Source organism: Wenxinia marina DSM 24838 (genome assembly GCF_000379485.1).
Taxonomy (GTDB): Bacteria; Pseudomonadota; Alphaproteobacteria; order Rhodobacterales; family Rhodobacteraceae; genus Wenxinia; species Wenxinia marina.
The window spans coordinates 188,040-207,412 of the sequence record NZ_KB902277.1; the positions used below are offsets into that span (position 1 = coordinate 188,040).

17 protein-coding genes are annotated in these 19,373 nt (G+C 71.9%); 1 reads left to right on the forward strand and 16 read right to left on the reverse strand.

Annotated elements, in window-relative coordinates; translation table 11 throughout:
• Positions 1-4: 4 nt before the first annotated feature.
• From A37W_RS24105 to yajC, 15 genes are all read right to left on the reverse strand, one after another.
• Positions 5-3,304, reverse strand: a complete 3,300-nt coding sequence (locus A37W_RS24105; RefSeq protein WP_018301509.1) for an MlaD family protein — start codon at positions 3,302-3,304, stop codon at positions 5-7.
• A complete protein-coding gene (locus A37W_RS0102830) occupies positions 3,301-3,960 on the reverse strand; it encodes a paraquat-inducible protein A (RefSeq protein WP_018301510.1) in 660 nt (219 codons plus the stop codon). Before A37W_RS0102830 ends, A37W_RS24105 begins: the two co-directional genes overlap by 4 nt.
• Positions 3,957-4,580, reverse strand: coding sequence for a paraquat-inducible protein A (locus A37W_RS0102835; RefSeq protein WP_018301511.1), 624 nt, complete (start codon positions 4,578-4,580; stop codon positions 3,957-3,959). The genes A37W_RS0102830 and A37W_RS0102835 overlap by 4 nt, the downstream gene beginning before the upstream one ends.
• A gap of 612 nt (positions 4,581-5,192) precedes the next feature.
• Complete coding sequence (locus A37W_RS0102840; protein WP_018301512.1) at positions 5,193-8,774, reverse strand: hydantoinase B/oxoprolinase family protein; 3,582 nt, start codon at positions 8,772-8,774, stop codon at positions 5,193-5,195.
• A gap of 54 nt (positions 8,775-8,828) precedes the next feature.
• The gene (locus A37W_RS0102845; protein ID WP_018301513.1) at positions 8,829-9,323 is read right to left on the reverse strand and encodes a GFA family protein; all 495 of its coding nucleotides are present in this window, start codon (positions 9,321-9,323) and stop codon (positions 8,829-8,831) included.
• Positions 9,324-9,380: 57 nt separating this feature from the next.
• Complete coding sequence (locus A37W_RS0102850; RefSeq protein WP_018301514.1) at positions 9,381-10,748, reverse strand: phosphohexomutase domain-containing protein; 1,368 nt, start codon at positions 10,746-10,748, stop codon at positions 9,381-9,383.
• Positions 10,749-10,827: 79 nt separating this feature from the next.
• Positions 10,828-11,361, reverse strand: a complete 534-nt coding sequence (locus A37W_RS0102855) for a DsbE family thiol:disulfide interchange protein (protein WP_018301515.1) — start codon at positions 11,359-11,361, stop codon at positions 10,828-10,830.
• Positions 11,351-11,503 (reverse strand): heme exporter protein CcmD, encoded by a 153-nt coding sequence (gene ccmD / locus A37W_RS0102860; RefSeq protein WP_018301516.1) that lies wholly within the window; start codon positions 11,501-11,503, stop codon positions 11,351-11,353. Before ccmD ends, A37W_RS0102855 begins: the two co-directional genes overlap by 11 nt.
• Positions 11,500-12,240, reverse strand: coding sequence for a heme ABC transporter permease (locus A37W_RS0102865; protein WP_018301517.1), 741 nt, complete (start codon positions 12,238-12,240; stop codon positions 11,500-11,502). Before A37W_RS0102865 ends, ccmD begins: the two co-directional genes overlap by 4 nt.
• A 51-nt stretch (positions 12,241-12,291) precedes the next feature.
• A complete protein-coding gene (gene ccmB, locus A37W_RS0102870) occupies positions 12,292-12,948 on the reverse strand; it encodes a heme exporter protein CcmB (protein WP_018301518.1) in 657 nt (218 codons plus the stop codon).
• Between the two features lie 61 nt (positions 12,949-13,009).
• Complete coding sequence (ccmA, locus tag A37W_RS0102875; RefSeq protein ID WP_026198266.1) at positions 13,010-13,630, reverse strand: heme ABC exporter ATP-binding protein CcmA; 621 nt, start codon at positions 13,628-13,630, stop codon at positions 13,010-13,012.
• Entirely contained in the window at positions 13,627-13,974 is a 348-nt protein-coding gene (locus A37W_RS0102880; RefSeq protein ID WP_018301520.1) for an Mth938-like domain-containing protein, read from the reverse strand. The genes ccmA and A37W_RS0102880 overlap by 4 nt, the downstream gene beginning before the upstream one ends.
• 18 nt (positions 13,975-13,992) lie before the next feature.
• Positions 13,993-14,964: a protein translocase subunit SecF gene (gene secF, locus A37W_RS0102885; RefSeq protein WP_018301521.1), complete on the reverse strand. Its 972-nt coding sequence runs from the start codon at positions 14,962-14,964 to the stop codon at positions 13,993-13,995.
• A gap of 1 nt (position 14,965) precedes the next feature.
• Complete coding sequence (secD, locus tag A37W_RS0102890) at positions 14,966-16,630, reverse strand: protein translocase subunit SecD (protein ID WP_018301522.1); 1,665 nt, start codon at positions 16,628-16,630, stop codon at positions 14,966-14,968.
• Positions 16,631-16,640: 10 nt separating this feature from the next.
• Positions 16,641-16,928, reverse strand: coding sequence for a preprotein translocase subunit YajC (gene yajC, locus A37W_RS0102895; protein WP_018301523.1), 288 nt, complete (start codon positions 16,926-16,928; stop codon positions 16,641-16,643).
• Positions 16,929-17,445: 517 nt separating this feature from the next.
• On the opposite strand from yajC, the gene serS reads away from it, so the two are divergent.
• A complete protein-coding gene (gene serS / locus A37W_RS0102900) occupies positions 17,446-18,738 on the forward strand; it encodes a serine--tRNA ligase (protein ID WP_018301524.1) in 1,293 nt (430 codons plus the stop codon).
• A 156-nt stretch (positions 18,739-18,894) separates the two neighbouring features.
• Here the strand turns inward: serS and ndk are convergent, their stop codons facing one another.
• Positions 18,895-19,317, reverse strand: a complete 423-nt coding sequence (ndk, locus tag A37W_RS0102905; RefSeq protein ID WP_018301525.1) for a nucleoside-diphosphate kinase — start codon at positions 19,315-19,317, stop codon at positions 18,895-18,897.
• Positions 19,318-19,373 lie beyond the last annotated feature (56 nt).

Here is a 19,373-nt window from a genome sequence, read left to right on the forward strand (position 1 = left end):
CAGATCAGCGTCCCAGGATCAGCGAGTTGGGCTGGCGTTCCAGCGTTCGGGCGAGGCGGGCGATGTTCTCGGCGGCCTGGCTGACCTCGCGCAGCGCGGCCCGCAGGTCCCGCGCCAGCGCGCCATTCTCGCCGTAGGCCTCCACCGTGGCGCCGGTCGTGCCGAGCACCGTGTTGGCCTGCGTGATCAGCCCCGGCAGCGTGTCGAGCGAGGTGGCCAGCTGGTCCGCCGCGACGCGGATCGAGGCGAGCGTGGCGTTCGCGTTCTCGACCGCGCCGCCCTCGCGCAGCTGCGCCAGGATCAGTCGCAGCTCGGTCAGCGCGTCGCCGAGGTTGCCCGGCAGCTCCTGCGTGTCCTGCCCCGACAGCAGCGCGTCGGCGCTGGCCAGCAGCTGCTCCAGCGAGTCGCCGATGCCCTGCAGATCCACCGTCTCGGCCCCGGCCACGACGCCGTCGATCCGGCTGACCACCTGCGGCACGCCGGCAACGGCTTCCTCCACCGCGCCCGCTGCCTCGCCGGCCGAGTCGATGGCCGCCAGCAGCCGGCCGGTGCCGCCCTGCCCCGAGAAGTCGGCGATCAGGGCCCGCGTCTCCGAGATCCCCGCCGACAGCTCGTCCGCGAGCGCGGACAGGTCCGCCGGCAGCGCCGCCGTCGTCTCGGACGAGACCAGCGCGTCGGCGCTCGCCAACAGCGTGTCGAGCCGCGCCACCGCCCCCGCCAGGTCCGCCGCCTGCAGGTTCGCTGCAACGGCGTCGATCCGCTCCACCACCTGCGGCACGCCCGCCAGCGCCGCATCCAGCGAGGCGGCCGCCGCGGCGGCGGAATCCACCGCCGCCAGCAGGCGTGCGCCGCCGTCGTCGGCGGTGATCCCCGAGATCAGGGCCCGCGCCTCGGCCACCGTCGCCTGCAGTTCCGCCGCCAGCGCGTTCACCTGCCCCGGCAGCGCCTGCGCGGATTCGGTCGCGAGGATGCCGTTGGCGCTCGCCAGCACGCTCTCCAGCCGCGCCACCACGCCGTCGATGTCCGACGCGCCGACCTGCGCAGCGACCGCGTCCAGCCGCTCGATCAGTCCGGGCACGCCCTGGAGCGCGGTGTCGAGGGACGCCGCCGCCGCGCCGGCCTGATCGACCGCCGCCAGAACCCGCTCCGCCCCGCCGCCCTCGTTCAGGCCGGACACCAGCGCGTTCGCCTCGGCGACCGCGCCTTCCAGTTCGGTCGCGATGGCGGTGACGCGCGCCGGAATCGCCTGCACGTCCTCGGAAGAGATCACCGCGTCCGCGCTCGCCAGCACGCCGGCCAGCCGCTCGGACACGGCCTGCAGCTCCATCGCCTGCACCTGCGCGGCCACCGCGTCCAGGCGCTCCACCACCTGCGGCACGCCGGCCAGCGCCTCGTCCAGCGAGGTCGCCGCCGCGCCGGCCGCGTCCACGGCCGCCAGGAGCCGGTCCGGCCCGCCCTGCTCGTTGAGGCCCGCCACCAGCGCCCGCGCCTCGGCCACCGTCGCCTCCAGCTCGGCCGTCAGGCTGCCGATCCGCCCCGGCAGTGCCGCCGCCGCCTCGGACCCCAGCAGCGCGTCGGCTGACGCCGCGACACCGGTCACCTGCGTGACGAGCTCGTCCAGCGGCAGATCGCCCGCCGTCGCGGCCAGCTGCGTCACCTCGTCGATCAGCGCCGGCGCGCCGGCCAGCGCGGTATCGACCGAGGCCAGCGTCGCCTCGACCGCGTCGATCGCGCCGAGGAGGCGGCCCGGCACGTCCTGCTCTTCCAGCGCGGTGACGAGCGCGTTGATCTCGCCCGCGGCGCCGGCCAGTTCCGTCAGCACGTCGCCCACCTGCCCCGGCACCGCCTGCAACTCGTCCGACGACGTGATCTGCCGCACGTCCGACAGGATGCCGCGGATCTCCTCGGGCAGCGCCTGGGTGTCCTGCGAGGCGAGCAGCACCGCGGTGCTGTCCAGCACCGATTGCACGCTGCCGAGGATCTCCTCGATCGGCAGCGCGCTGATCCGGTCGAGCGTGTCCTGCGCCGAGGCGGCCACGTCGGCGATGTCGCTGGCGACCGTGGGAATGCGCGGATAGGGATCCGCCTCGAGGTCGACGGCCCCCGGTCCGGGATCGGGCAGCGAGACCAGCTGCACCTTCAGCCCGCCGGTGAGGATGTTGCCGGTCGCGAGGCGCGCTCTCAGGCCGCTCTCGACCTCGTCGATCAGGTAGTTCAGCGCGGCCTCGGGCGCGCCCTGCCCCTCGAACCCGATCCGGCCCGGCCGGATGTCGAGGACAGCCTGCAGGCGCACCTGCTCGGCCCCCTGATCGTCGCGTTCCACGATGCCGTTGATCGCCGAGACCTCGCCGATCCGCAGGCCGTCCAGTTCCACAGCCGCGCCGACGTTGAGGCCGGACACATTGCCGTCGAACACGGCCATCAGCGTCAGCTCGGGGCCGGTCGCGCGGTTGAAGACGCTCGACCGGGCGAGGCTCTCGTCGTCGTAGACGTCGAACACGGCACCGTCCTCGGCCAGCGGCGCGCCGGACACGAACGTATCGAACGTCAGGCCGCCGACGATCAGCGAGGCGAGGCTCTCGAAATCGACCGCCGCGCCGCCCGACCCGACCGAGAAGGAGAAACCGGACGTGTCCCAGAACCGCGTCTCCTCGGTCACGAGGGCGTCGTAGGGCGCGTAGATCACCGCAGGCGCCTCGACCGTGAAGCCGTCGAGCGAGACCACCGCCTCGCCGACCTGCCCGACCTCGACGCCGCGATAGACGAGCGGGACCCGTCCCGTCAGGCTGTCGCCGGAGGTGCGCAGGATGATCTGCAGCCCCTCCTGCCCGCCGGCGAGGAGCGGCGCACTGGCGAGCCCGTCGAACTCGTAGGTCGGCTGGCCGGGCCGGGTGTCCCACAGCCCTTCGATGTAGACGCCGGACAGGACTGTATCGAGGCCGGTGACGCCTTGCGTCGTCACCTCAGGCTCGACGATCCAGAACTGGGCGGCCTCGTCCACGTAGGGGGCGACCTGCTTCTCCAGGCGGATATGGACGGCGACGCGGTCGAGATCGTCGGTGAAGCCGACGTCCTCGACCACGCCCACGCCGACGTCGCGGTAGCGCAGCTCGGTCTCACGGGTCTCGACTCCGGCGGCGTCGTCGAAATAGACCGTGATGAGCGGCCCGCGGTCGGCCCAGTTGTTCCAGGCGACACCCACGGCGATGGCGAGCGCGGCGAGCGGGACCAGCCAGACGATCGAGACGCGGTCCCAGAGGGAGCGGCGCGCCGGCTCCACCTTCACCTCGCCGGGATCGCTCATGCCGGTCGGGCCTCGCCGCCTTCCGACCGGGCGGATTCCTCGATCCGATCCCAGATCATGCGCGGGTCGAAGGCCTGGGCGGACAACATCGTGAAGATCACCGACAGAGCGAACGCGAGCGAGGCCGGGCCCGGATTGACCGACGCGACCACGTTCAGTTGCACCAGCGCCGACAGGATCGCAACCACGAACACGTCGATCATCGACCAGCGGCCGATATACTCCACGATCTCGTAGAGTTGCTGCCGCCGGTGCGCCGACAGCAGCGTCACCCGCCGCACCGACAGGGCGAGGTAGGCGATGGCGATGAACTTCGCGACCGGGATGCCGACCGAGGCGACGAGGATCACGATCGCGATGCCGACCGCGTCGTGGTGCATCAGCTCGATCACGCCGCCGACGATGGTATCCTCGCTCTCGGACATCAGCGTCCGGGTGACCAGCATCGGCCAGAGGTTCGCGGGGATGTAGGCCATGACGCCGACACACCACCACGCCCAGACCCGGCTGAGCGAGCCGGTATCGCGCGAGGCGAGCCGCGCGCCGCAGCGGTCGCAGCGGTCCTCGGCCATCGGCCAGACCCTCTGGCACCGGGTGCAGGCGACGAGGCCCGCGTCCCGCGCGGTCAGAGCGATGTCCTTGCCGAGATCCCTCACGTCGCGGCCTCGCGGTCCAGCGAGGCCCAGACCGACCAGCGGTCCATCCACTGGTCCTGGACGACGACGACGACCGTCAGCACGCAGAACATCCAGAAGGCCGGCCCGAAGGTCAGGTTGGCGAGGTCGGCGACCTTCACCAGCGCGACCGCGCAGCCGATCGAGAAGATCTCGGCCATCGACCACGGCCGCAGCGCCTCGGACAGGCGGAACGCCTGCGCGGCGCCCCGCCAGGGCGAACGGTCCATGACGACGGGCGTCAGGACGTAGAGCGTCAGCAGCGCCCGGGTCGCCGGGATCAGCACGATCAGCGCCAGCACGGCCAGCGACAGCAGCTGCAACGGCCCCTCGGTGAAGGCGAGCGCGGTGTCGAGGATGGACGCGTCATTGCCGAAGCCGGCGCGGCTGATCCGGAGGAACGGGAAGTTTATGGCGCCCGCGACGAGGATCAGCGTCGCCAGCGACAGCATGATGATCGACATGCCGGCGCGCGCCCGCGGCGCGATCAGGACCGTGTGGCAGCGCTCGCACACCGCCCGCTCGCCGGCCGCCGGCTGGCGCGCGCGGTACAGCGCGTCGCAGGTCGGGCAGGCGATCAGCTCGGCCGGGTCGGGCAACATGCTGTGGAGCTCCAGTCGGGACCCCTCAATCTAGGACGAGGCGCGGGGGAACGCCAGCGGGCGCACGGGCCGGGGGGGCTCGGCCGATCGGCCAAGGCGCATTGTCCCACGAGGTCCCGGGTCACGCCCGGGACGGGCCTTCCTTGCATGGCGGGAACGCGTCACCCGCCCCGGCCCCCGAGCCGGGGCCGGGGCGGATGGAGCGGGACGTATCGGGGGCCGGGGGCGCTCCACCGATCAGGCCGGGCGCATCGCCCCGCGGGGTCCCGGGTCAAGCCCGGGACGGGTTTTCCTTGCGCCGCGGGAAGGAGTCACCCGCCCCGGCCCCTGAGCCGGGGCCTCGACGGACAGGGCGCAACACATCGGACCCTGGGCGCTCGACTGATCAGGCCGGGCGCGTCGCCCCGCGGGGTCCCGGGTCAAGCCCGGGACAGGTTTTCCGTGCGCCGCGGGAAGGAGCCACCCGCCCCGGCCCCTGAGCCGGGGCCTCGACGGACAGGGCGCAACGGAGCCCGGGGCGCTCAACCGATCAGGCCGGGCGCATCGCCCTGCGGGGTCCCGGGTCAAGCCCGGGACGAGCTTTCCTCGCGCCGCGGGCAAGCGCACCCGCCCCTACCCGCCGAAGCCGCCCGGCGTCGGCGTGGTCACGATCACCGCCTCCCCCGCCTTCAGCCGCGTCTGCGCGCAGGCGTCCAGCCGCTCGACCGTTCCGTCCAGGCGCCGCACCTCGGTCCGGCCCACCTGCCCGTCGCCGCCGCCCGCGATCCCGCGTGGCGGCCGGCCGCGGTGGGAGGACAGGATCGCGCAGTCCATCTCCTCCAGGAAGCGCAGCACCCGGCGCGTGCCGTCGCCGCCCGGATGCCGCCCCTCCCCGCCGGAGCCCGTCCGCAGGGCGAAACTCTCCAGCAGCACCGGAAACCGCAGCTCCAGGATCTCCGGATCCGTCAGCCGCGAGTTCGTCATGTGAGTGTGCACCCCAGACGTCCCCGCGAACCCGCTCCCGTCGTTCCGCCGCCCGGCCGGCGAGCCGGAGCAGATCGTCTCGTAGTACTGGTGCCGGTCGTTGCCGAAGGTCAGGTTGTTCATCGTCCCTTGCGCGTTCGCCAGGGCGCCCAGCGCTTCGAACAGCGCGTTGGTCACGTGCTGCGAGGTCTCGACGTTGCCGGCCACGACCGCGCGCGGATAGTCGGGCCGCAGCATGCAGCCCTCCGGGATCACGATGTCGATGGGCCGCAGGCACCCGGCGTTCATCGGGATCGGGCTCTCGACCATCACGCGGAAGACGTAGAGGACCGCCGCCCGCGCCACCGGCTCCGGCGCGTTGAAGTTGTTCTCCATCGCGTCAGACGTGCCCGTGAAGTCCACCGTCGCCCGCCGCGCCGCGCGGTCGACCGTGATCTTCACCTTGATCGTCTGGCCGGTGTCGGTCGGATATTCCGCTTCGCAATCCTCCAGCCGCCCCAGCACCCGCGCCACCTCCTCGGCGGCGTTGTCCTGGACGTGGCCCATGTAGGCCTCCACGACGTCCAGCCCGAACTCGTCCACCATGCGCCGCAGCTCGGCCGCGCCGCGCTCGTTCGCGGCGACCTGGGCCTTCAGATCGGCGATGTTCACGCCTGGATTGCGGCAGGGCCACTTGTGATCGGTCAGGAGGGCGTGCGTCTCCTCCTCCAGGAACCGCCCCTCGGAGACCATGAGGAAGTTGTCGATCAGCACCCCTTCCTCGTCGACCGTGGTGGCGAGCGGCGTCATGGAGCCGGGCGCGGTGCCGCCCACGTCGGCGTGGTGGCCGCGCGAGGCGGTCCAGAACAGCAGCCGCTCGCCGCTGTCGTCGAAGACGGGCGAGACGACGGTGATGTCCGGCAGGTGGGTGCCGCCGTTGTAGGGCGCGTTCAGCGCCCAGACGTCGCCGGGCCGGATGCGGCCCTCGTTCTGGCGGATGATCGCCTCGACGCTGCGGTCCATGGAGCCAAGGTGCACCGGCATGTGCGGCGCGTTCGCCACCAGCGCTCCGGTCCGGTCGAAGACGGCGCAGGAGAAGTCCAGCCGCTCCTTGATGTTCACCGACTGCGCGGTGTTCTGCAGCGCCACGCCCATCTGCTCGGCGATGTTCATGAAGAGGTTGTTGAAGACCTCCAGCAGGATCGGGTCCGCCTCTGTCCCGATCGCACCCTCCCGCGCCGCCGCCTCGTGGCGGGTCATCAGGATGTCGTCGCGAGCGGTCAACTCGGCGGTCCAGCCGGGTTCGACCATCACGGTCTGGTTCGGTTCTATGATGAGGGCGGGGCCACGGATGCGGGCACCGGGGGCGATATTCTCGCGCCGGACCACGGCCGCGTCGTGCCAGCCGCCGCCGGAGAAGACGCGGCGCGTCTCGCCTGCCTCCACGTCCCGCTGTTCCGCGGCAGGGTCGTCTCGCTCCGCGATATCGTCCCGCTCCTCCGTCCCCTCGACCTCGACCGCCTCGACGATCACCGGTCGGTCGGAGGTGAAGCCGAACTGCGCCTTGTGGGCCGCCTCGAAATCGGCCCGCGCCTGCGCGTCGTCCTCGTAGGCGGCCGGCAGCGCCGTGTCCGTCCCCTCGTAGCGCAGGTGCAGGCGCACCGCGCGGGCGTGCGCGCCGATCCCCTGCCCCGCGAGATCCTCCGCCACCTGCGCCGACAGCTCCTCCACCGTCGCGGCGAGGTCCGGCGCGTCGCCCAGCGGCTGCACCAGCCCCTTCTGCCGGGAAGCGGAGACCGTCGCGAGGCCGATGCCGTAGGCCGACAGCAGCCCCGACAGCGGATGGATCAGCACCGCCTCCATCCCCAGCGCGTCGGCGACGAGGCAAGCATGCTGCCCCCCGGCGCCCCCGAACGAGTTCAGCAGGTACTTCGTGACGTCGTACCCTCGCTGCACGCTGATCTTCTTGATCGCGTTCGCCATGTTCTGCACGGCGATGGTGACGAACCCCTCGGCCACCTCCTCCGCCGACTTGCCCTCGCGCGCCGCGATTTCGCGGAACGCGGCCTCCACCGCCGCGCGGTCGAGCGGCTGGTCCTGCCCCTCGCCGAAGATCGCGGGGAAGAGGTCGGGCTGCAGCTTGCCCAGCATCAGGTTCGCGTCCGTCACCGTCAGCGGCCCGCCCCGGCGGTAGCACGCGGGGCCGGGATCGGCGCCCGCGCTCTCGGGGCCGACGCGGAAGCGTCCCGGCTCGGCCGACAGGATCGAGCCGCCGCCGGCGGCGACGGTGTGGATGCGCATCATCGGCGCCCGGATGCGGACGCCCGCGACCTCGGTGTCGAACGCCCGCTCGTACTCGCCGGCCGAGTGCGCGACGTCGGTCGACGTGCCGCCCATGTCGAAGCCGATGACCTTGGCGTAGCCCGCCGCCCGTCCCGTCTGCACCATGCCGACAACACCGCCCGCGGGGCCGGAGAGGATCGCGTCCTTGCCCTGGAACGCCTCGGCCGCGGTCATCCCCCCCGAGGACATCATGAACTGCAGCGTCGGCCCGTCCTCGCCCGCCGGCGTCGCGCCGAGCGCGCCGGCCACCCGCGCGACGTAGCGCGACAGGATCGGCGAGAGGTACGCGTCCACGACCGTCGTGTCGCCGCGCCCGACCAGCTTCACCAGCGGCGAGACCTCGTGGCTGACCGAGACCTGCCCGAAGCCGGCGTCCCGCACCGCCCGCGCCAGCGCCTGCTCGTGAGCGGGGTGCGTCCAGGCGTGCATCAACACGATGGCGACGGCGTCGATGCCGTCGGCCTTCGCCCGCTCCAGCTCGGGCGTCACCGCCGCAAGGTCCAGCTCGCGCTCGACCGTGCCGTCGGCGCGCACCCGCTCCGGCACCTCGACCACGCGCTCGTACAGCTGCTCGGGCAGGACGATCTCCTTGGCGAAGATGTCCGGCCGCGCCTGGTAGGCGAGGCGCAGGGCGTCGCGGAAGCCGTCCGTGATGAGCAGCAGCGTCCGGTCGCCCTTGCGCTCCAGCAGCGCGTTGGTGGCGACGGTGGTGCCCATCTTGACGGTGCCGATGCGGCCGGGGTCGATCGCGCCGCCCAGCAGCCGGCGGATGCCCTCGATCGCGGCGTCCTCGTAGACGCCCGAATTCTCGGACAGCAGCTTCAGCGGCGTCAGCGCCCCGTCCGGCGCACGCCCCACCACGTCGGTGAAGGTGCCGCCCCGGTCGATCCAGAAATCCCAAAGCGCCATCGCCGTCCCCTCGTTGCCGGCCTTGGCGTGGCAAGGGGGCGCGGCGAGGTCAAGTCACTCGACCCACATCCCGTGCCGGCGGTGCCAGTCCTCGAGGCTCTCCTCGGGGTAGCGGGCGAAGGTCAGGTCGCCGTCGCGGATGTCCGGCTGCACCCAGGGCGCGGCGAAATCCAGCATCAGGTGGGTGCGCTGCGGCGGCTCCGGCAGGTCGGTGTCGATGGCGGAGGCGTGGGGGTGGATCAGGTCGGGCCAGGACGGCGAGAACAGCCACAGCGCCGTGCCGCAGGAGGTGCAGAAGCTGCGCTCGCCTTCCGAGATGCGGCAGTACCCCTCGTCGTCCGCGATCTCGGCGCGGAACATGCCGATGCTCTGCCGCCCCTCGACCTCCAGAGTGTCCGCAAGGCCCGAGAGGTTGATCGCATACCCCCCGCCCCCGGCGGTCTTGCGGCAGATCGAGCAGTAGCAGCGCTGGTAGGGCACCGGAGCCCGGCTCTGCAGGGTGAAGCGGACGGCGCCGCAGCGGCAGCTTCCGGTCAGGGTCATCGGCATGGCGGTCTCCTGCGGGTTCGGGTCGGGGGCCAACGCGCCGGGCCGCCGGTCCGGTCCTCAGAACCGCGCCAGCAGCTCCCGCACCTCGGCCGTCTTCGCGTCAAGCAGCGCCCGGTCGCCCCGGGTCTCGAGGTTCAGGCGCACCACCGGCTCGGTGTTGGAGCGGCGCAGGTTCACCCGCCACGCGCCCATGTCGAGGCTGATCCCGTCGAGGCGGTCCACCTCCCGCGCCTGCGGCAGATAGGTCTCCTCGAAGGCCGCGATGGCGGCGTCCGGGTCGCCGGGGCGGAAGTTCATCTCGCCGGACGAGGGATAGGCGGCGCGCATCCCCTCGACCAGTTCCGACAGCGGTCGGCCCGAGCGCGAGACCAGTTCGGCCACCAGCACCCAGGGGATCATCCCCGAATCGCAGTACATGAAGGCGCGGAAATAGTGGTGCGCGCTCATCTCGCCGCCATAGATCGCGTCCACCTCGCGCATCTTCGCCTTGAGGTGGGCGTGACCGGTCAGGCTGACCACCGGCTCGCCGCCGCCGGCGCGCACGAGGTCCACCGTGTTCCACATCACGCGGGGGTCGTGGACGATGCGCGCCCCCGCCTCCTTGCGCAGGAAGGCCTGCGCCAGGAGGCCGACCACGTACTCTCCGTCGACGAACGCCCCGGTCTCGTCGAAGAAGAAGCAGCGGTCGAAGTCGCCGTCCCACGCGACGCCCATGTCGGCGCCGTGACGGCGCACCGCGTCGGCCGTACGGGGCCGGTTCTCGGGCAGCAGCGGGTTCGGGATGCCGTTCGGAAAGGCCGCGTCCGGCTCGTGGTCGATCCGGTGGAAGCGGAACGGCGCACCCACCGCCTCCAGCCGCTCGGCCAGGGCGTCGAAGGCGGGACCGGCGGTGCCGTTGCCGGCATTCACCACGATGTCGATGGGGCGCAGGCCGTCGGTGTCGAGGTAGCTGACGACGCGGTCGGCATAGGCCTCGCGCGGGATGTCCTGCCGCAGCGCGCCGGGCGCGGCCATGCCGGACGGCCCGCCCTCCACCGCGACCAGCCCCGCCATCGCGTCGAGGCCGTCGGGCGCGAGCGGGCGCGCGCCCTCGCGCACCATCTTGATCCCGTTCCACTCGATCGGGTTGTGCGACGCCGTCACCATCAGTCCGCCGCCGGCGCCGTAGAAGTCCGTCGCGAAATAGACCTCTTCGGTGCCGCAGAGGCCGAGGTCGACCACGTCCACGCCCTCGGCCCTGAGGCCCGCGATCAGAGCCGCCTGCAGCATGGGAGAGCTGTCGCGCACGTCGCGCCCCACCACGACGCGGCCCGGGTCGATCACCTGCGCGAAGGCGCGGCCGGTGGCGCGGGCGACGGCCTCGTCGAGGTCGACGCCGACGCGGCCGCGGATGTCGTAGCTCTTGAAGGCGGAGGTGGGCAGCATGCGGGAGGGTCCGGGGTCGTTGAGCCGCTGCAGTAAGGGAGGTTTCGCCGTGAAGGAAAAGCCGAAAATCGCCGGCCCCCTACCCGCCCGCCGCCTCGAGCGCCGGACGGAGGCGTCCCTGCAGCGAGCGTTCGGTCACGGGGCCGGCCATCCGCATCAGGATCCGTCCCTCGCCGTCGACGAGGAACGTCTCGGGCACGCCGTAGACGCCCCACTCGACGGCGACCCGGCCCGACTGGTCGGTGCCGGTGGCCGTGTAGGGATTGCCCATCTCGGCGAGGAAGCCGAGGGCATTCGCGGTCTCGTCCTTGTAGTTCACGCCGTAGATCGGCAGCCCTTCCTCGGCCAGCGCCTCGAGGTGGGGATGCTCCACCCGGCAGGGGGCGCACCAGCTGGCCCAGAAGTTCACCAGCTTCAGCTCGCCGTCGGCGAGCGCGGCGGGGTCGAACGTGGGCAGGTCGCCGAGTTGGCCGACCGCGGCCGCGGGGGCGGTCTGGCCGATCAGCGCCGACGGCAGCTCCTGCGCGTCCTCGCGCAGCATGCCGGCGGCGAACAGGCCGGCGAGGCCGGCGAAGATCACCGGCGGGATCAGGACGAGCGGTCTAACGGGCATGGCGCCGCTCCGCCTCGGCCAGCCGCGCCGCCACCTTGCGGGCGCGGCGGACCGACAGCCCGACCAGCACGGCCAGGAGGCCGAGGCCGCCGGCGTAGGACCACAGCACCTCGGCCGCGTAGCGTCCCAGGTCCGGCATCATGCCCGCGCCTCCACCGCCCGCGCCCGCGCCTCGAGCGCGCGGATGCGCCGGGCGGCGATCTCGGTCCGCGTCCGCATCAGGACGAGCGCGAGGAACAGCAGCACGAACCCCGCGATGCAGACCAGCAGCGGCACCCAGAACACGTCGGCCACGTTCTCTTCCGCGTCCAGCGACAGCGACGCGCCCTGGTGCAGGCCCTGGTTCCAGAAGTTCACGGCGTAGCGCGACAGGATGGCGAAGACCGAGCCGACCATGCACAGGACGGAGGTCAGGTCGGCCGCGGTGTCGGGATCGTCGATCGCCTCCCACAGGGCCATGTAGCCGAGGTAGAACAGGAACAGGATGAGGAACGAGGTGAGCCGGGGGTCCCACGCCCACCACGTCCCCCACATCGGCTGGCCCCAGATCGCCCCGGTCAGCAGCGCGATCAGCGTCATCGTCAGGCCCACCGGCGCCGCCGCCCGGGCCGCCAGCGCGCTGACATGGTGCCGCCGGATCAGCCAGATCAGCGAGGCGACCAGCATCATCGCCCAGGCGTTGATCGCCATCATCGCCGAGGGGACGTGCAGGTAGATGATCTTGACCGTCGACTCGAACCGCTCGGCATCCGGCGTGCCGAAGAAGCCCCAGACGAGACCGACGACGAGGCAGAGGCAAGCGGCGCCGAACAGCCACGGCACGAGGGGGGCCGTGGTCTCGTTGAACTTCTTGGGGTTGGCGTATTCCCAGATCGACATGCGGGCTTCCTATCCTCCGAGGGCCGGCCGCTCAACGGGCAGCGCGTCGCATCACCGCAGATTGACCCTCAGCGCCACCGCCGCCGCGAACGGCATCAGCGCCAGCGAGCCGAGGGCGAGGCCGGCGAGCATCAGGACGGGCGTCGCGTACGGCAGCCCCTCGGCCGCCCGCCGCGCCGCCTCGGCCCCGAAGATCAGGACCGGCACGTAGAGCGGCAGGACCAGCAGCGACAGCAGCAGCCCGCCCCGCCGCAGGCCCACCGTCAGCGCCGCGCCGAAGGCGCCGATGGCGGACAGGGCCGGCGTGCCGAGCGCCAGCGACAGGGTCAGCGGACCGAAGGCCGGCCCCGGCAGGTTCAGGAGAACACCGAGCGCCGGCGCCGCCAGCGTCAGCGGCAGCCCGGTCGTCACCCAGTGCGCCCCCGCCTTGGCCAGCGCCACGCCCTCCAGCGGCAGCGGCGCGGTGGCGAGCAGCGGCAGCGAGCCGTCCTCCCAGTCGAGCGCGAACAGGCGGTCGAGCGAGAGGAGCGCGGCGAGCAAGGCGGCCACCCACAGGATGCCGGGCGCGATCCGCGCCAGCACTTCCCGCTCCGGCCCGACGCCGAAGGGCACCAGCACCACGACGATGAGGAAGAAGGCAAGCCCGAGGCCGAAGCCGCCCCCGGCGCGGATCGCCAGCCGCAGGTCGCGCACGAAGACCGCCCTCACCGCCCGGCCCCAGGAAATCGCGCGATTTCCGTGCACGATGTCCGCGCGGACATCGTGGGCCTCACAGGAACGCCTCGTCGCTGCCGCCCGTGGCGGTGTGCGGGTCGGCGCGGTACGGCGTCAGGTCCAATTCGGGCGCATCCAGCCCGAGGTCGATGTGCGTCGCGATCACCGCCACGCCCCCTGCCCCCAGATGCCGCTCCGCCAGCCACCCGGCGAACCGGCGCACCGACGCGGCGTCCAGCGACACCGTCGGCTCGTCCAGCAGCAGCACGCGGCGCCCGATCACGCCCAGCCGCGCGAGGCCCAGCCGCCGCGTCTGGCCGGCCGACAGCGTGCCGCCCATCCGGTCCCGCAGATCGTGGAGGTCGAACGCCTCCCACACGTCGTCCGGCACCGTCCGGCCATAGACCTCCGCCCAGAAGGCGAGGTTCTCCGCCACCGTCAGCGTCGCCTTGATGCCGTCGCGGTGGCTGGCGTAGGCGAGCGTTTCGGCCTCAGCCTCCACCTCGCCCGCCAGCGCCGGCTGCAGGCCGGCGATGGTCCGCAGGAGCGTCGTCTTGCCAATCCCGTTCGGGCCGCGCAGGACCAGCGCCGCGCCGGCGGACAGTCGGAACGAGACGCCTTCCAGCACCGGGACGCCGCCGCGGGCGACGGCCAGGCCCCGGACGTCCAGCATCAGACGGGAAGGAGCGCGAGGCCGACGCGGCGGCCCTCGCTGAGGAGGACGTTGTAGGTCCGGCAGGCGGCGGGCGAGGCCATCGCCTCGACCCCCAGACCGGCTTCCTCCAGCGCAGCGCGGAACGCGGGCGGCACGTGCGCCACCTCGGCCCCGGTCCCGACGAAGAGGACATCGATCGCCGCCTCCGCCAGACGGGCGGTGTCCTCGTACCCGCCCCAGGCGAAGACGCCGGTCGGCAGGACCGCGACCGGCCCCTCGACCACCTCGCCGCCGATCCGGAAGAAGCCGGGTCCGTAGCCGTCGACGGGCTTGGCGTCGGTGAAGACGATCTCGTTCAGGCGCATGGGCGGCCCCCTTCCGGGTCAGGCGTCGATGTCGGCGTACTTGCCCCCCGCGGTCGCGGCAGCCTTGGACCAGTCCCGCTTCACGCCCAGCATCAGCACGATGTTCTTGGCGACGTAGATCGACGAGTAGGTCCCGATCACGATGCCGAACGTGATCGCGAAGACGAACCCGCGGATCACGTCGCCGCCGAGGACGAGCAGCGCGATCAGCGCGATCAGCGTGGTGCCCGAGGTCATGACCGTCCGGCTGAGCGTCTCGTTCGCCGAGAGGTTCAGCACGTCGATCAGCGGCATCTCCTTGTACTTGCGCAGGTTCTCGCGCGCGCGGTCGAACACGACGACGGTGTCGTTGATCGAGTAGCCGACGATGGTCAGCAGCGCGGCGATGATCGACAGGTCGAACCGCAGCTGCAGCAGGGAGAAGACGCCGATGGTGATCAGCACGTCGTGCAGCAGCGCCACCAGCGCGCCGACCGCGAACTGCCACTCGAACCGCAGCCAGATGTAGAAGCAGATCGCCGCCATCGCGCCGGTGACGGCCAGGACGGCGGTCCAGATCAGCTCGTTCGAGACCTTGCCGCTGACGCTCTCGGTGCTGGTGATCTGCAGCTCGGGATCGACGGCGACCAGCGCCGACTCGATCTCGGCCAGCGTCGAGGCCGCGATGGATCCTTCGCCGCCCTGGTTCTGCACCCGGATCGAGGCGACGTTCTCGTCGTCGTCGAAGGTCGGGTCGAACACCTCCGAGATCACCACGTCGCCGAGGCCGAGAGGCTCCAGCGCGGCGCGATAGGCGCCGACGTCGACGCCTTGCGTGCTCTCGGTGCGGATCGAGGTGCCGCCGGTGAAGTCGATGCCGTAGTTCAGCCCCATCGCGAAGAACATCAGGACCGACAGCACCGCCACGACGACCGAACCGCCGAAGGTGACGCCCGCCCAGCGGAAGAAGTTGATGTTGGTGGTCTCGGGAACCAGCCTCAGACGTCGCATCCTACACCTCGATGGTCTTGGGCCGGCGGCGGTTGTACCAGATCACGATCATCAGCCGCGTCACGAAGATCGCGGTGAAGACCGAGGTCAGGATGCCGAGGCCCAGCGTGATCGCGAAACCGCGCACCGGCCCCGCGCCCAACGTGAACAGGATCACCGCCGTCATGAAGGTGGTGAAGTTGGAGTCGACGATGGCCGACAGCGCCTTCTCGTAGCCGAGCTCGATGGCGCGGGCCGGGCCGCGGGCGGTCTTCATCTCCTCGCGGATCCGCTCGAACACGAGGACGTTGGCGTCCACCGCCATGCCCATCGTCAGCACGATGCCGGCGATGCCGGGCAGCGTCAGCGTCGCCCCGATGAGGCTGAGCAGCCCCATCAGCAGCGCCACGTTGACCCCCAGGGCGACGCTCGCGAAGACGCCGAACAGGCCGTAGCTCGCGATCATGACGATCACCACGGCGACGAGGCCGACGATGCCGGCGATCTTGCCGGCGTCGATGCTGTCCTGCCCCAGCTCGGGGCCGATGGTCCGCTCTTCCAGGAACGTCAGCTCGGCCGGCAGCGCGCCGGCGCGCAGCAGGACGGCGAGCTGCGTCGACTCCTCGACCGTGAAGGTGCCGGTGATGATGCCCGAGCCGCCGGGGATGTGACTCTGGATGATCGGGGCCGAGATCACCTCGTCGTCGAGGACGATGGCGAAGGGCTGGCCGATATTCTCGGCCGTGTAGTCGCCGAAGGCGCGGGCGCCCGCCGGGTTGAAGCGGAAGTTCACCGCCGGGCGGCCGTTCTGGTCGAAGGCGGGCTGCGCGTCCACCAGTTCCTCGCCGGTGACGACGGGGGCCCGCTCGATCACGTAGTAGAGGCCCTCCTGATCGAGGGCGGGGACGACCATGTTCCCGGTGCCGGCCGTCGCGTCGGCATCGTCCGTCTGGCGCACGACCGCGTTGAAGGTCAGCTGCGCCGTGGTGCCGATGATGTCCTTCACCTCCTGCGCCGAGCCGACGCCCGGCACCTGCACCAGGATCCGGTCGTCGCCCTGCCGGGCAATCGTCGGCTCGCGGGTGCCGACCTCGTCGATCCGGCGGCGCACGATCTCCAGCGCCTGCTGAACGGTGCGGTTGTCCGTCGCGACGCGCTCGGCCTCGGAGAGCTGGACCTTGATGATGCCGTTCTCCGCCACGACCTCCAGGTCGGTGGCGCCGGCGCCGGTCAGGCTGGCGACCGGCCGGGCAAGCCCGCGCACGATCTCGAGCGCGCGGGGCGTCTGCTCCTCGTCGCCGACGGAAACCCAGAGCTGCCCCGCAGGCGCGTCCTCGTTCCGGGTGACGAAGCCGAGCGTGTCCCGCTCGGCCGCGAGCGCGTCCCGCACGTCCGGCCAGAGCGCGTCCATCCGGCTGGCATAGACGTCGTCCACCTGCACCTCGGCGAGAAGGTGCGCCCCGCCCCGCAGGTCGAGGCCGAGGTTGACGAGGCCGTGGGGCATCCATTCGGGCCAGAGCGCCGCGTCGGCCGCCGCCGACTCGTCCGCGGTGCCGGCGGCGATGCCGGCGCGTGCATCGTTCGCGAGCTCGACCCGGCTGTAAAACGCGTTCGGCAGCGCCAGCACGATCCCCGCGAGGCAGATGCCGAGGATGACGATGCGTCGCCAGAGGGGGATGTGCAGCATGTCCGTCGCCTCAGGTCGAGGACTTGGCGGGCTCGGTCTTGCTGACCACCTGCGCGACAGTCGAGCGCACGACCCGGACCACGACGCCCGGCGCCAGCTCGACGTCGATCTCGTTGTCGTCGCGGACCTTGGTGACCTTGCCGATCAGCCCGCCCTGGGTGATGACCTGGTCGCCCCGGCGCAGCGCGCCGACCATCGCCTGGTGCTCCTTCAGCTTCCGCTGCTGCGGACGGATCAGCAGGAAGTACATGATCGCGAAGATCAGGATCAGCGGAATGAGGGATTCGAGGCCTTGCATGACGGTCCTTCCGGTCGTTCCCGTGGAGGGGCGGCGGACGGCCCCCGAAAAAGTCGCGGCACCCTAGTGCCGGCCCCTGTCCTTGACAACCGAACGTCCGGGGCGTTGGCGCGCCATATATGGATCCTTCCCCGCGGGGGCCAGAGGGGCCCGCGCTGACGCGGCGGTCGGCCGCATCGGCGATGGGGATGGGGGCGCGACAGGGAGGCGCGGCCGCGGTCGGGCTCCGAGCGACAGAAGGGCGGCGTCTGGCCGCGGTCAGACGCTCTGACGCGTCGATAGTCGAGCTTCATCTCCGCTCGCCGGACGCCTTCGATCGTCCCGCAGGCGGCGAGGAAGCGTCTGGCCGGGGGGCGGCCAGACGCTGCCCGGGTCGCTTCGCGGCTGCTTCCGGGCAGGGTCCGCTATCCGCAGCCCCTGCCACCGTGCCACGCGCCCCCTTTTCCCGGTTCCCCTCCGTCCCGCCTTGCGGCATATCGCCCGCACCCGAAACCGGCCCCCGAAGAGGAGAGGTGCCATGCACGACATCCGCCAGATCCGCGACAATCCCGCCGCCTTCGACGCGGCGCTGTCGTCCCGGGGCATGGCGCCGATGTCGCCGGCCATCCTCGCCCTCGACGAGGAGCGGCGCGGCCTGATCCACAAGGCCGAAACGCTGCGGGCCGCGCAGAACAGAGCCAGCAAGGAGATCGGCGCGGCGAAGGCCGCCGGCGACGAGGACCGCTTCCAGCGGCTCCGCGCCGAGGTGGCCGAGCACAAGGAAGAGGGCCAGCGCCTCGCCGACGCGGCGAAGGCCAAGGACGACGAGCTGCAGGCGCTGCTCCTGACGATCCCGAACCTGCCCTACGACGACGTGCCCGTGGGCGCCGACGAGGACTCGAACGTCGAGCTCAGCCGCTGGGGCGCGCCGCGCAACTTCTCGTTCGACCCGCGGGAGCACTACGAGATCCCCGCCGTGAAGGACCAGCTCGACTTCGAGGCCGCGGCGATGCTGTCGGGCAGCCGCTTCGTCGTCCTGCGCTCGGCCGCCGCGCGCCTGCACCGGGCGCTCGCGCAGTTCATGCTCGACCACCATGTCGAACAGAACGGGCTGGAGGAGACGATCACCCCGGTGCTGGTGAAGCCTGAAATGATGCTGGGCACCGGCCAGCTGCCGAAGTTCGGCGAGGACAGCTACCAGACCACGACCGGGTGGTGGCTGATCCCGACCGCCGAGGTGACGCTGACCAACATGGTGCACGGGCAGATCGTCGACGCCGCCCGCCTGCCGTGGCGGATGGTGGCGCACACCAACTGCTTCCGCTCCGAGGCCGGCAGCGCGGGGCGCGACACCGCCGGCATGCTGCGCCAGCACCAGTTCGAGAAGGTGGAGATGGTCACCATCTGCACCCCCGACCAGTCCGAGGCCGAGCACGAGCGGATGACCCGCTGCGCGGCGAGCGTGCTGGAGGCGCTGGAGCTGCCCTACCGGGTGATGAAGCTGTCGACCGGAGACATGGGCGGCGGCGCGCGGCGGACCCACGACCTGGAGGTCTGGCTGCCGGGACAGAACACCTACCGCGAGATCAGCTCGGTCTCGACCTGCGGCGACTGGCAGGCGCGGCGGATGAACGGCCGCTACCGGCCGGCGGACGGCGGCAAGCCGGAGTACGTGCACACGCTGAACGGCTCCGGCCTCGCCGTGGGCCGGGCGCTGATCGCGGTGCTGGAGAACGGGCAGGAGGAGGACGGCTCGGTGACGCTGCCGGAGGCGCTGCATCCGTACCTGCGGGGCGCGACGCGGATCACGGCGGAGGGGCGGTTGGAGTAGTCTGGGGCGGCGGCGCTGCCCCGGACGACCCGCCCCGGGCCTGACCCGGGGCCCCGCGCAGATGGGGCGCTTTGCCCGATCCAGGTCCCGGCTCGAGGCCGGGACGGGTGATCGGGGCGGCGGGGTCCCGGACCGGCCGGGACCCCGCGCGTCGTCTCAGCCGACCAGTTCGAGGCCGGAGAAGAAGAACGAGATCTCTTCCTTCGCAGTCTCCGGCGCGTCCGAGCCGTGGACCGAGTTCTCGCCGACCGACTCGGCGAACTCGGCGCGGATCGTGCCGGGCGCGGCGTCGGCGGGATTGGTCGCGCCCATCACGTCGCGGTTCTTCTGGATCGCGCTCTCGCCTTCCAGCACCTGCACCACCACCGGCTCGGACGCCATGAAGGTGGTCAGCTCGTCGTAGAACGGGCGGGCGGCGTGGACCTTGTAGAACTCGCCCGCCTGCGCCTTGGTCAGGTGGATCCGCTTCTGCGCCACGATGCGCAGGCCTGCATCCTCGAACTTGGCGTTGATCTTGCCGGTGAGGTTGCGGCGGGTCGCGTCGGGCTTGATGATCGACAGGGTGCGTTCGGTGGCCATCTTGGTCTTCCTGCAAAAGGGGGTCGTGGGTTCGGGCGCCCGCCTAGCATGGCCCC